The sequence below is a fragment of the Rouxiella sp. Mn2063 genome (assembly GCF_049319665.1).
Taxonomy (GTDB): domain Bacteria; phylum Pseudomonadota; class Gammaproteobacteria; order Enterobacterales; family Enterobacteriaceae; genus JBMOUD01.
Window position 1 is genome coordinate 498,332 of sequence record NZ_JBMOUD010000001.1, and the last position, 12,646, is coordinate 510,977.

A 12,646-nucleotide genomic window follows, 5' to 3' on the forward strand; every position below is an offset into this window, starting at 1 on the left:
TGAACAAAGGAATCAACGTGTTAGTACTATTGGGTTACATTGTGGTCCTTGGGGCGGTTTTTGGTGGCTACCTTTTGGTCGGCGGCGAGCTGGGGGCTTTATATCAGCCCGCAGAACTTCTGATCATCGGTGGTGCTGGATTGGGTGCTTTCATTGTAGGTAACAATGGCAAAGCGATTAAATCCACCTTGAATGCAATACCAAAATTGTTCCGTGCCTCGCGTTACAACAAATCGATGTATATGGATTTGATGGCAGTCTTATTTCGCCTGTTAGCGAAATCGCGTCAGCAGGGGATGCTAGCGCTTGAAAATGACATCGATAACCCACGCGACAGCGATATTTTCTCAAGTTACCCACGCATTTTGGCTGACAAACAAATCCTTGAGTTCATCACAGATTATCTGCGCCTGATGATTAGCGGGAATATGAATGCGTTTGAAATCGAAGCGCTGATGGATGAAGAGATAGAAACGTTTGAAAGTGAAAATGAGGTGCCTGCTAATAGCCTTGCATTGTTAGGCGACTCGTTGCCAGCTTTTGGTATCGTCGCCGCAGTAATGGGGATCGTGCATACATTGGCTTCGGCTGATAGACCTGCTGCTGAACTCGGGGCGTTGATTGCTCATGCGATGGTGGGGACCTTCCTAGGTATTCTGTTGGCCTATGGTTTTGTTTCGCCGCTGGCGGCACTGTTACGCCAAAAGAGTGCTGAAAATACGAAAATGATGGAGTGTATCAAGGTCACGATGCTCTCAAGTTTGAATGGCTATGCACCGCAAATTGCCGTCGAGTTTGGTCGTAAAACACTTTATACCTCAGAACGGCCATCATTCATTGAGCTTGAAGAGCATGTTCGTCAAGTGAAGTCTCCGAAAACGCAAGCCGAAGAAGAGACCGTATGAAGCATCAAAGTCATCCTATCGTCATTGTACGAAGAAAGAAGAATAAGCACGGTGGCGGCCACCATGGCGGTACATGGAAGATCGCTTATGCTGACTTTATGACGGCGATGATGGCCTTTTTCTTAGTGATGTGGCTGATTTCTATTTCAAGTCCGAAAGAGTTGGTACAAATTGCTGAGTATTTCCGTACCCCGTTAAAAGTCGCGTTGACTAGCGGACCACGAAGCAGCGATGCAACTAATCCTATCCCTGGTGGTGGAGATGATCCTAGCCAGCAGCAGGGTGAAGTACACAAGATGATGCAGTCACAAGGTGACATGCAAAATGTTGGTGATCTGAAAAGATTGCAGGAAAAACTTGAACAAGTCCTGATCTCGGACCCGCGACTACGCGCATTACGTCCACATCTGATGATTAATCTTAGCGAACAAGGTCTGAGAATTCAGATTATTGATAGCCAAAATAGACCCATGTTTAAGGTTGGTAGTGCCATTGTCGAACCTTATATGCGAGATATTCTACGTGCAATAGCGCCAATTTTGGATGATTTTCCGAATAAAATCAGTCTGGCCGGCCATACCGATGATATCCCTTACGCCAATGGTGAGAAAGGTTACAGCAACTGGGAATTATCAACCGACCGCGCTAATGCTTCCCGCCGTGAAATGATTACTGGTGGTTTAAGCGCAGGGAAAATTCTGCGTGTCATGGGGATGGGGTCAACCATGAAACTGAAAGATCGCCCATCAGACGATGCAGTAAACCGCCGTATTAGTATCTTGGTGCTCAATAAGCATGCAGAACAAGAAATCGAGCAGGAAAATAGTGCAGGTGAAGCCATCACTATCAGTGATGCTGGAGAACTGAAAGAGATGGTGCCTGGTAATCAGCAGCAACCTGCTGTTCCACAAACGAATTCGCCTGCGGCCAAAAATCCGCCTGTGCCATCGGCGCAAGCAGCACCAAAAACCAATAACGAGATGGACAAACCGACTACGCCACCGGCGGCAGAAAAAGCTGTGCAAGCAACTGTTGCTGCTACGGTAACGGTCGCACCAGCCTCATCGACAAGTCGCGACTCACAATAGAGGTGATCACGTGAGCATGGATATTAGTGATTTTTATCAAACGTTTTTTGATGAAGCCGATGAATTGCTGGCAGATATGGAACAGCATTTATTATTGCTCGATCCGCAGACGCCGGATATTGAGCAACTTAACGCGATATTCCGCGCAGCACACTCAATAAAAGGTGGTGCGGCAACGTTTGGATTTACGATATTGCAGGAAACCACCCACCTGCTGGAAAACCTTTTAGATGGGGCTCGCCGAGCAGAAATGAGCCTCAGCACCAATATCATCAACCTGTTTTTGGAAACCAAAGATATTATGCAGGAGCAACTGGACGCCTATAAATCATCCCAGGATCCTGATGCAGAGAGCTTTGAATATATCTGCGCAGCCCTGAAGCAGCTCGCGTTAGAAGCCCAACAGGGCGGTGATGCTGTAGCGCAGGCTTCGGCAGCTATTGCCAATGAGCACTCGACATCACAGCCTGTCGCTGAAAAAACGCCGGCTAGCGTGAAAACGAGTGACGGCTTGCAAATTCGATTATCTGGCCTCAAAGCGCAAGAAATTCCGCTGATGCTGGAAGAGTTGGGTAATCTTGGTGAAGTAAAAAATCCGCGGCAAACAGATAATAGCGTTGAAGCTACGTTGATCACTACGATTAGCGAAGAGGATATCAGCGCGGTACTCTGTTTTGTGCTTGAGCCTGAACAAATCAGCTTTGAGCACCAACCTGTTGTTGATGAAATGGCTATTGATGAAGAGACGGCCGTTTCTGAACTCTCTGCACCAGCTAATATCGGCGCTGATAGTGACGCGAAAGCGGAAGAAAAATCACCGGTTGCAGCACCTGTCATACCTGCACCGGCAGCTAATACACCTGCTGAGCCTGCCAAAGTACGTGCGCCAAAAGCAGCAGAATCCACCAGCATTCGTGTCGCCGTTGAGAAAGTCGACCAATTGATTAACCTGGTCGGTGAGCTGGTAATTACTCAGTCAATGCTAGCACAGCGTTCTGGGTTACTTGATCCAGCGACTCACAGCGATCTCATTAATAGTATGGGACAGTTGGAGCGTAACGCACGCGATTTGCAAGAATCAGTCATGTCTATTCGTATGATGCCAATGGAATACGTCTTTAGTCGTTTCCCTCGTTTGGTGCGTGATCTTGCAAGTAAGCTCAATAAACAAATTGAACTGACTTTGCTCGGTAGCTCAACTGAACTAGATAAAAGCCTGATCGAACGCATTATCGATCCATTAACGCACCTGGTACGTAATAGCCTTGACCATGGAATCGAAATACCTGAAGACCGCGTTGCGGCTGGCAAGAATCCCGTCGGTAATCTGACACTTTCGGCAGAGCATCAGGGCGGTAACATCTGCATTGATGTTATTGACGATGGTGCGGGTCTCAATCGCCAACGTATTTTAGCTAAAGCGCTTTCCCAAGGTATGAATGTCCATGAGAACATGAGCGATGAAGAGGTCGGAATGCTGATCTTTGCTCCTGGATTCTCAACGGCTGAGAAGGTGACTGACGTTTCAGGCCGAGGAGTGGGAATGGATGTGGTGAAACGTAACATCCAAGAGATGGGTGGCCACGTTGAGATTCATTCACAAGGAGGTAAGGGCACGACAATTCGTATCCTATTACCACTAACGCTAGCGATTTTGGACGGCATGTCGGTAAAAGTCGGAGAGGAAGTGTTTATTTTGCCTCTTAATGCCGTCATGGAATCGTTGCAACCACTGGCAGAAGATCTGCATCCATTAGCGGGTGGCGAGAGAGTATTGCAAGTTCGAGGCGAATATCTGCCATTGGTTGAACTCTACAATGTGTTTGATGTTGAAGAAGCAAAAACTGACGCGACTCAAGGTATTGTTGTGATCTTGCAGAGTGCCGGACGTCGCTATGCATTGCTGGTTGATCAACTGATTGGCCAACATCAAGTCGTAGTGAAAAACTTAGAAAGTAATTATCGCAAGATACCGGGCATTTCTGCTGCAACGATATTAGGTGACGGCAGTGTGGCACTGATTGTAGACGTCTCTGCTCTACAGGCACTCAACCGCGATAAACGCGCAGCAGACGTTGCTGTTGTTTAAAATGGCAATTTAAGCCGACTGATTGAAAGGTGAATAACATGACTGGACTTGCAACCACGTCGAAAATGGCAGGTGAGACGGTAGGTCAGGAGTTCCTGATTTTTACATTAGGTGATGAAGAGTACGGTATTGATATTTTAAAGGTACAAGAAATTCGTGGCTATGATCAGGTAACTCGTATCGCTAACACCCCAGCCTTTATCAAAGGTGTTACCAACTTACGTGGCGTGATTGTTCCGATCATCGATTTGCGGGTTAAGTTTGCCCAGGAAGATGTGACTTACAATGAAAATACCGTGGTGATCGTACTTAACTTTGAAAACCGCGTGGTAGGGATTGTTGTTGATGGTGTTTCTGATGTCTTGTCTTTAGCTCAGGAACAAATCCGTCCTGCGCCTGAATTTGCCGTCACTTTGTCGACTGAGTACTTAACTGGTTTAGGTTCAATCGGCGAACGTATGCTTATTTTGGTCGATATCGAGAAATTACTGAACAGCGAAGAGATGGCGTTGGTAGATAGCGTGGCTAAATCTTAATCGATTCAGGCTATGTAGTCGCAAACTCAGAGGCGCTGTTGCAGTAATTTATACCCGCTTCCTTAAAAATGGCCGAATTTGTCGGCCATTTTTTATTTTATAAGCTACGAAAGTTCTTTGATTGCTAAATATTAGTCGAGCAATCATCTGCGGTGTTTTTAAAACCTATTGAATAATAAGAATATTTCTAATATTTTAAAACTTAAATTTATCTAATGTATCAATTATCGCATTAGCCAAATTGCGGTTTCATTCTGTTACATATGCACTGAGTTTATGCACAACTCTGCATTTGCTTTTATTAATCGCGTTGGACTACTATCCACCCACAAATTTAATAAGGAGGGCCATATGGGCGATGACAGTTGTAGTTTTAGCTTAAAATTAGTGAAAACCATTCAGTAATGCATCTCTAGTTGCATTCTGTTGGTATAGAATGTGACACTCACTCGTGAAATCCGCGTGTTATGGTCCTTTATTTGTAAAACAACTGTCATTAGCACAGCTGTATTATCAAATAAAATGTTGCCTCGTCCTTCTGCTTCATTAATTCCTGTCGCCAAAAAAATATAAAGACCATACAGGTACTTGCTTATCGCAACGAGCCTAACGGGTTCGTATTGTTATCAATGGAAAATAACCAGCTGATTTTTTGCTGGCGATTTTCTGCGGATATTTTATGCAAAGAATTATGGGATTATCATTATGATAAATAACCTAGGTGCTCCGCTGTCCCGCAAGCACTATTTGAATGATTTTATTGTATTAGCTATTTTTTCAATTGTAGCAATACTATTTGTTCGTGGCTGGGTAGATATGCACAGCGAATTCGATATTAATCATTTCGAATCTATCAGTCTTGACACCAGTAATTTGTTTTATTATTCGTTACGTACCACAATGCGTTTTATGGTTGGTATGGCTTGGTCGCTATTATTTGCGATCGTTGCTGGTGTATTAGCAGCACGTTATACGCCGATGCGCCGCGTTATATTGCCTTTCGTTAACTTTATGGAATCTGTTCCATTAGTTGGCTTTTTAACTTTCACGACTGTTTATTTTTTAGGGCTTTACCCACATAGCGTAATGGGACTGGAGTGTGCTTCTATTTTTGCCGTCTTTACTGGTCAGGCATGGAATATGGCACTTACTGTTTATCAAACGTTAACTCTTGTTCCACGTGAGTTGGATGAGGCTGCGCGTAGTTTTAATTATAACTCCTGGCAACGTTTCTGGCGTTTGGAGTTCCTGTACTCGGTTCCTGGTTTACTGTGGAATACCATGGTTTCACAGGCTGCAGCATGGTTTGCATTGGTTGCCTCAGAAGCTATCCCAGTAAAAGATAAATCCATTGAATTACCTGGCGTCGGCTCCTATATCGCCGAAGCTTTGGCTAAAGAAGATACACACGCTATCTTATTCGCCATCCTCGCATTAGTGGTCAATATTGTTATCTTAGACCAACTCATCTTCCGTCCTTTGGTGCGTTACACCCGCCGTTTTAAGTATGAAGATACTGTTGCCACTCAGGCTAAAGAAACCTCGTGGTTTTTCACTTGCTTGGCACTATCAAATGTTGGCGCTGCGGTCGGTTATATCTTACGTAGAATGACTAACTTCTGGCTCTTCAAGCTACCTAATGTTTGGTATTGGTTGCAATTGCATCGTATTTTCAAACTGACAGGTAAAGTCAACTGGCTATGGTCAAGCCTTTGGTATCTCGGCATTGCTATTGGTGCAGTACGTCTTGGCCATGAGCTTTGGGAATATTTTCCAAAAGAGTATTTCTCAATGATGCCAAAGTGGGTGTTGTTGACAACGGCTCGCGTCGTGGCGGCAATGGTATTGAGTATTGTGATCTTTACACCACTTGGCGTATGGATTGGTTTGAATCCTCGTTTAGTGAGATTTTTCCAGCCTATTATCCAGATTCTGGCCGCTATCCCGACGAACGTTTTTTACCCGGTTATTGCGATCTTTATTGGCACTTATCATCAGCAATTAGGCTGGTGGGCGATCCCAATGATAATGGTCGGCACTCAATGGTATGTTTTATTTAACGTGATTGCCGGTGTGACAGCTATCCCTTCGCAAGTTACTGAAGTGAGTGAAACCTTTGGGTTGAAGGGGATGAAATGGTGGCGTTTGTATATGCTACCGGCCATTTTCCCATATATCGTTACCGGCATTATTTCTGCCGCAGGCGGTGCGTGGAATAGTGCGATTGCAGCTGAAGTGATCCAGTGGGGAAGTAACACTATTAGCTCGACAGGGCTTGGTGCCTTTATTTCAATATCAACTAACGCCGGTAAAAACCCTGAGGCTGCATTAGGTTGTGCCGTGATGTGTGGGTTAGTTGCTTTGTGCGTCATTTTTGTCTGGCAGCCGCTATACCGCGCTGCATCAAAATTCAAATACGATTAATCTGGGGATAACATCATGAAAAACCAAAAAACTATTTTAAGTGCAAAACAAGTCAGCAAAAGCTTCATTGGCGAAGATAAAGCGACAAAAACGGTATTGCAAGGCACAAGCCTAGATATTAAAGAAGGTGAGTTGGTCACTATCTTGGGCCAGTCTGGCGCGGGTAAATCTACTTTATTAAGAATGTTTGCCGGATTGGTATTCCCTGATTTAGGAACGCTGACAATGGAGGGACAACCTATTACTGGTCCCTGTGAGGATGTCAGCATGGTATTCCAATCCTACGCCCTTTATCCTTGGTTAAATGTTTACGATAATATTGCTTTTGGTTTAATTGCTCGCAATATACCGACACAACAAATCGATAAAAAAATTAGAGTGCTATTAGGTTTAATCGGTCTTACCGGTTATGAGAAAAATTGGCCGCGGGAATTATCTGGCGGCATGCGTCAACGCGTTGGTTTTGCTCGAGCATTAGCAGTAGAACCGAAAGTGTTATTATTAGATGAGCCATTTTCTTCGTTGGATATTTTTACAGCTCAGCAACTGCGTTCAGATTTAATGCATATTTGGACACATAAGAAAATTAGCACTAATGCAATGGTTATGGTAACTCACGATGTCGAAGAAGCAGTCATGATGTCAGATCGTGTCGTTATTCTTGATGCTAGCAGCAAATTAGTTAGCGATGATATTGCTATCACGATACCTCGTGAGGACCGTAATAAGAATAATATGGAACTGATGATTTCTGAAGTGAGCTCCAAACTTTATAAAAAAATCTCCCAAGCGAAGCGGGATGCTTATGCACATTAATATGCTTTATTAAGACAAAGGATAGTTTTTTACATTAATTTGAGATCTATAAAATAAAGCTTTGTTCGGGTATTTTTCATATCTGAGCAAGGCTTATTTACAATATTATGACGGATTTATTATGGTTTCTTGAAAATGATTCAATCACTTCAAGGTCATGTGATTTTAAAATCTACTTTTTGTTAGTAACTACAGGAGAGGACGTTTTTGTAAGGTTTCAATCTATGCCTTTTTTCAAAAAAATATCGACACCAGAAGATAATTTTTTCTAAGAATAAATACATGCATTATAATAAATGCTTAGCCTCGCCACACCGTGTTTCCATTGACTTACCGCCCAAAAAATCTAAGAAGAATCGAGTCGGTCATGAATAGCAATGTGATGTGTTGTCAACACTTCACCTGCAAGTCACCGTTGCCCATCCGCTTTTCTTCAGTCGATTGCTATAAAGTCTTTGCCATACCTGCCGATAACTTTCATAGGTAAGTAATTTCTTAACAAAGGAATAACATGTTTAACCGTATGAGAGTGGTAACAGGAGTTATACTTCTACTAGTGGTTTTTACCGTGCTTCAACTGGTATCTGGCGGATTATTCTTCAAATCAATAAAAGTCGATAGAGATAATTTTATCTCCGCACAATACATTCGTCAGCAGCAAACTGAACTTAATGCGAGTTGGATTTACTTGCTACAGACTCGTAATACGTTAAACCGTGCTGGTTTACGCTTTATCTTAGACAGGGATCATGGGGGTAGCGCAGGCGCGTCACTTAAAGATCTGACTCAACTCGCGAAACAGGACCTGCAAATTGCAAATGAGCATTACGAGCAATATTTAAAAGTTCCTCTTGATGCACAACAAAATCCGCAATACACCGAAGATGTCAAAAAACATTATCAAGACCTGCATGCGGCATTAGCTGAGCTAATCGTATTTCTCGATGCAGGAAAACTCCAAGAATTCATGGATCAGCCTACACAAGGCCATCAAGATAAATTTGAAAAAGCCTTTGTTAGCTATATCGATCAAAACGATCGCTTATATGCACACTCGGTAGATGCCAACCGCTCCTCCTACGTCGAATCACTCTGGGTGCTCGGTGTAATTGCTGTGCTTTTAGTCCTGTGTATTGCCATCTCTTGGTGGGGAATTAAGGCCATCTTGGTGCGCCCACTCCACGCTTTGGTCGATAGTATTAGACACATCGCTACTGGTGATTTGACTCAACACATAGAAGTCAAAAATAGCAATGAAATTGGTGAGTTGGCGGAAAGCTTACGCCATATGCAAGCTGAGTTAATTCAAACTGTTTCTGGTGTTCGCCAAGGCGCTGATGCGATTTACAGCGGGGCGAGTGAAATTTCGATGGGTAATAGCGATCTCTCTTCACGAACCGAACAGCAAGCATCGGCGCTCGAAGAAACTGCAGCCAGTATGGAACAGCTAACGGCGACGGTTAAGCAGAATGCTGAAAATGCTCGCCAGGCAAGTCAATTGGCGCTAAACGCATCTGAAACTGCGCAAAAAGGTGGCAAAGTTGTCGCTAACGTTGTGCATACCATGAGCGATATAGCGGCAAGTTCGAAAAAGATAACTGATATTACCGGCGTGATTGACGGTATCGCTTTCCAAACTAACATCCTGGCGCTGAATGCTGCGGTTGAAGCTGCTCGTGCCGGAGAACAAGGGCGAGGTTTCGCCGTGGTAGCCGGCGAGGTGAGAAGTCTTGCGCAGCGTAGCGCACAGGCTGCTAAGGAAATTAAAGGATTGATTGATGATTCCGTTAGCAGGATCAATACAGGCTCGGTACTGGCTGAAAGTGCTGGTGAAACCATGGCTGATATGGTCAGTGCGGTAACTCATGTGACAGATATTATGGGTGAGATTACCTCGGCATCTGACGAGCAGAGCAGGGGTATTGAGCAGGTCGCGCAGGCGATTACCGAAATGGATAGGGTGACGCAGCAGAACGCCGCATTAGTCGAAGAGTCCGCTTCTGCTGCTGCTGCGCTCGAAGATCAAGCGAGTATGCTGACCCAATCCGTTGCGACTTTCCGTTTAAGTCAGCACGCGACAGTCGCGAAAAACACTTCCAGTAAAACATTGCCACTATTAACGCCTAATTTAGCAATAAATCAGAGCACTAAAAATAACTTACCTAGCGGCAACTCTAACGATAACTGGGAAACTTTTTAAATTTTGATTTTTATACCCTAAATAATTGGTGTTGCATCAAGGTGGCAAAGGAGTGCATCCCGATGAGCTTACTAAGGTAAGTGATTCGGGTAAGCAAATGCAGCCAATGCAGAGGCAACATCAAGTATGACGGGTATAACAGGCTTTCATCTGAAAGCCTGTGTGTCGCTTAAAATTAGCCAGTACAGCTGGCTTTGACGGGAACAACTCATGTTTAAGCACATTCGTGTGTCTTCGTGCCTGTTTTTAATACTACTGGCGTTCTTTGTGATGCAGGTGGGCAGCGTATATAAACTCAACAAATTGGTGCTAGGTATGCCGGTTGAGGGTACTCCTGCAAGTGAGCAAGGGCGCGGTTTTTCAGTAGTAGCTGAGGTACGTCATTTGACACAACGTAGTGCACAAGCCGTAAAAGAAATGATTCATCAAGTGGCATCACGGAATATCGAGTTAGTGCAAGATAGCGCAACCGTGTCCCTGGCTCTTGAAGAACAATCGGCGAATCTCACACGCTCAGTTTCCTCATCTCGTTTAACGGGACATGCTGAAGCAAGAGACTCTTCAACTTTTACGCCTCGCCAGGTTGCTCAAGTTGCAAGTGATAACGTTACATCGTTATTACAGCATAAAAACAGCCAGATCGCGGGTAATTGGGAAACTTATTAATGCCCAACTCGAATTCGAATAAACATCTCGACCCGGCGACAATAGGGCAAATGATGCAGCGTTTACCGCTGTCTGATGTGCATTTTCGGCGTATTAGCGAACTGATTTATCAGCGTGCTGGTATCGTGCTGGCCGCGCATAAACGAGAGATGGTCTACAACCGCCTAGTGCGGCGTTTGCGCATTTTAGGAATGGATGATTTTGGGCAGTACATGGCCTTGCTGGAACACGATCCTAACAGCGCCGAATGGCAGGCATTTATCAATGCGCTTACCACCAATTTGACGGCTTTTTTTCGCGAGGCGCACCATTTTCCTATTTTGGCAGAACATGCTCGTTCACGCCCGAATAACTACAAAGTATGGAGTACAGCAGCTTCTACCGGTGAAGAGCCTTACTCTATCGCTATGACCCTAAGCGAAGCGCTGGGGCCGCGTGTATCAAGCTGCCAAATACAGGCCAGCGATATTGATACTCAGGTTTTGGAAAAAGCAGTGGCGGGCGTCTATCGCCAAGAAGAGTTGCGTACGTTAAGTGCCCAGCAGATGCAAAAGTTCTTTCTCAAAGGCACGGGGCCACATCAGGGATTAGTTCGTGTCCGCCCAGAACTGGCGCAAATGGTGGTGTTCCAGCAGATTAATTTGCTGGCGGCACAGTGGCAATTGAATGGTCCATTTGATGCAATTTTTTGTCGTAATGTGATGATCTATTTCGACAAAGAAACACAGGAAAAGATATTACGTCGATTCGTTCCGTTGCTTAAACCCGGAGGACTGATGTTTGCCGGGCATTCGGAGAACTTTAGCCAGATTAACCGTGATTTTTATTTACGGGGCCAGACAGTATATGGGCTGTCTAAGGAAAGGGAATGAGCAAAATCAGAGTGTTGAGTGTCGATGACTCGGCGTTAATGCGCCAGATAATGACTGAAATTATCAATAGTCATTCAGATATGGAAATGGTTGCTACCGCGCCGGATCCGTTAGTTGCCCGCGACTTGATTAAGAAATTCAATCCTGAGGTGCTGACTCTTGATGTCGAAATGCCACGAATGGATGGTTTGGATTTTCTAGAAAAGCTGATGCGTTTGCGTCCAATGCCGGTGGTTATGGTGTCATCTCTGACAGGAAAAGGCTCGGAGATTACGCTGCGTGCGCTGGAATTAGGGGCAGTAGATTTTGTCACTAAACCACAGTTAGGTATTCGCGAAGGGATGTTAGCTTATAGTGAGATGATCGCGGATAAAATACGTGCTGCTGCGAAAGCGCGTATCAATAAACCTCTCAATCAAGAGCAGCCGCGCATACTAAGCCATATGCCGCTATTAAGTAGCGAGAAGCTTATTGCGATCGGCTCGTCAACCGGGGGAACCGAGGCGATTCGCCATGTGTTACAACCGCTGCCGCCAACGTGTCCCGCGCTGATGATTACTCAGCATATGCCACCAGGATTTACACGTTCTTTCGCTGACCGCTTGAATAAATTGTGTCAGATAACCGTCAAAGAAGCCGAAGATGGTGAGCGTGTTCTGCCGGGGCATGCTTATATTGCACCGGGCGATCTACATATGGAGTTGGCAAGAAGCGGAGCGAACTATCAAGTTAAGTTAAATAATGGACCTGCAGTGAACCGTCATCGTCCGTCTGTGGATGTTTTATTCCGATCTGTGGCACATTTCGCCGGGCGAAATGCCGTTGGAGTAATCTTAACCGGAATGGGTAATGACGGTGCTGCTGGCATGCTAGAAATGCACAAAGCTGGTGCTTATACCTTGGCGCAAAATGAGGCCAGTTGTGTGGTGTTCGGTATGCCTCGTGAGGCCATCGCTACAGGTGGCGTAAGCGAAATTGTTGATCTCAGTCAGATGAGTCAGCGAATGTTGGCCCAGATCTCTTCCGGGCAAGCATTACGAATTTAATTAA

10 protein-coding genes are annotated in these 12,646 nt (G+C 44.8%); all 10 read left to right on the forward strand.

Features of this window, described 5'->3' with window-relative positions:
- Nucleotides 1-17: 17 nt before the first annotated feature.
- The 10 genes from motA to ACL9RG_RS02145 all read left to right on the forward strand — a co-directional run bounded on the left by motA (nucleotide 18) and on the right by ACL9RG_RS02145 (nucleotide 12,642).
- Nucleotides 18-905 carry a flagellar motor stator protein MotA gene (gene motA, locus ACL9RG_RS02100; protein ID WP_422790902.1) on the forward strand — a complete coding sequence of 296 codons (888 nt, stop codon included), beginning with the start codon at nucleotides 18-20 and terminating at the stop codon, nucleotides 903-905.
- The gene (gene motB, locus ACL9RG_RS02105) at nucleotides 902-1,993 is read left to right on the forward strand and encodes a flagellar motor protein MotB (RefSeq protein WP_422790903.1); all 1,092 of its coding nucleotides are present in this window, start codon (nucleotides 902-904) and stop codon (nucleotides 1,991-1,993) included. The genes motA and motB overlap by 4 nt, the downstream gene beginning before the upstream one ends.
- Nucleotides 1,994-2,009: 16 nt before the next feature.
- Complete coding sequence (cheA, locus tag ACL9RG_RS02110; protein WP_422791169.1) at nucleotides 2,010-4,082, forward strand: chemotaxis protein CheA; 2,073 nt, start codon at nucleotides 2,010-2,012, stop codon at nucleotides 4,080-4,082.
- Between the two features lie 38 nt (nucleotides 4,083-4,120).
- Nucleotides 4,121-4,618: a chemotaxis protein CheW gene (gene cheW / locus ACL9RG_RS02115; RefSeq protein ID WP_422790904.1), complete on the forward strand. Its 498-nt coding sequence runs from the start codon at nucleotides 4,121-4,123 to the stop codon at nucleotides 4,616-4,618.
- Nucleotides 4,619-5,323: 705 nt separating this feature from the next.
- Nucleotides 5,324-7,042 carry an ABC transporter permease subunit gene (locus ACL9RG_RS02120; protein WP_422790905.1) on the forward strand — a complete coding sequence of 573 codons (1,719 nt, stop codon included), beginning with the start codon at nucleotides 5,324-5,326 and terminating at the stop codon, nucleotides 7,040-7,042.
- 15 nt (nucleotides 7,043-7,057) lie between these two features.
- Nucleotides 7,058-7,858: an ABC transporter ATP-binding protein gene (locus ACL9RG_RS02125; RefSeq protein WP_422790906.1), complete on the forward strand. Its 801-nt coding sequence runs from the start codon at nucleotides 7,058-7,060 to the stop codon at nucleotides 7,856-7,858.
- Nucleotides 7,859-8,369: 511 nt separating this feature from the next.
- A complete protein-coding gene (locus ACL9RG_RS02130) occupies nucleotides 8,370-10,058 on the forward strand; it encodes a methyl-accepting chemotaxis protein (RefSeq protein ID WP_422790907.1) in 1,689 nt (562 codons plus the stop codon).
- Between the two features lie 210 nt (nucleotides 10,059-10,268).
- The gene (locus ACL9RG_RS02135; RefSeq protein WP_422790908.1) at nucleotides 10,269-10,724 is read left to right on the forward strand and encodes a methyl-accepting chemotaxis protein; all 456 of its coding nucleotides are present in this window, start codon (nucleotides 10,269-10,271) and stop codon (nucleotides 10,722-10,724) included.
- The gene (cheR, locus tag ACL9RG_RS02140) at nucleotides 10,724-11,596 is read left to right on the forward strand and encodes a protein-glutamate O-methyltransferase CheR (RefSeq protein WP_422790909.1); all 873 of its coding nucleotides are present in this window, start codon (nucleotides 10,724-10,726) and stop codon (nucleotides 11,594-11,596) included. Before ACL9RG_RS02135 ends, cheR begins: the two co-directional genes overlap by 1 nt.
- Complete coding sequence (locus tag ACL9RG_RS02145; protein ID WP_422790910.1) at nucleotides 11,593-12,642, forward strand: protein-glutamate methylesterase/protein-glutamine glutaminase; 1,050 nt, start codon at nucleotides 11,593-11,595, stop codon at nucleotides 12,640-12,642. The genes cheR and ACL9RG_RS02145 overlap by 4 nt, the downstream gene beginning before the upstream one ends.
- Nucleotides 12,643-12,646: the final 4 nt, after the last annotated feature.

What these genes read in the sequence shown, in the direction of transcription:
- ACL9RG_RS02125 (WP_422790906.1), top strand. Translation starts at nt 7,058, where the DNA reads ATGAAAAACCAAAAAACTATTTTAAGTGCAAAACAAGTCAGCAAAAGC.
- cheR (WP_422790909.1), top strand. Translation starts at nt 10,724, where the DNA reads ATGCCCAACTCGAATTCGAATAAACATCTCGACCCGGCGACAATAGGG.
- ACL9RG_RS02130 (WP_422790907.1), top strand. Translation starts at nt 8,370, where the DNA reads ATGTTTAACCGTATGAGAGTGGTAACAGGAGTTATACTTCTACTAGTG.
- ACL9RG_RS02135 (WP_422790908.1), top strand. Translation starts at nt 10,269, where the DNA reads ATGTTTAAGCACATTCGTGTGTCTTCGTGCCTGTTTTTAATACTACTG.
- motB (WP_422790903.1), top strand. Translation starts at nt 902, where the DNA reads ATGAAGCATCAAAGTCATCCTATCGTCATTGTACGAAGAAAGAAGAAT.
- cheA (WP_422791169.1), top strand. Translation starts at nt 2,010, where the DNA reads ATGGATATTAGTGATTTTTATCAAACGTTTTTTGATGAAGCCGATGAA.
- cheW (WP_422790904.1), top strand. Translation starts at nt 4,121, where the DNA reads ATGACTGGACTTGCAACCACGTCGAAAATGGCAGGTGAGACGGTAGGT.
- ACL9RG_RS02145 (WP_422790910.1), top strand. Translation starts at nt 11,593, where the DNA reads ATGAGCAAAATCAGAGTGTTGAGTGTCGATGACTCGGCGTTAATGCGC.
- ACL9RG_RS02120 (WP_422790905.1), top strand. Translation starts at nt 5,324, where the DNA reads ATGATAAATAACCTAGGTGCTCCGCTGTCCCGCAAGCACTATTTGAAT.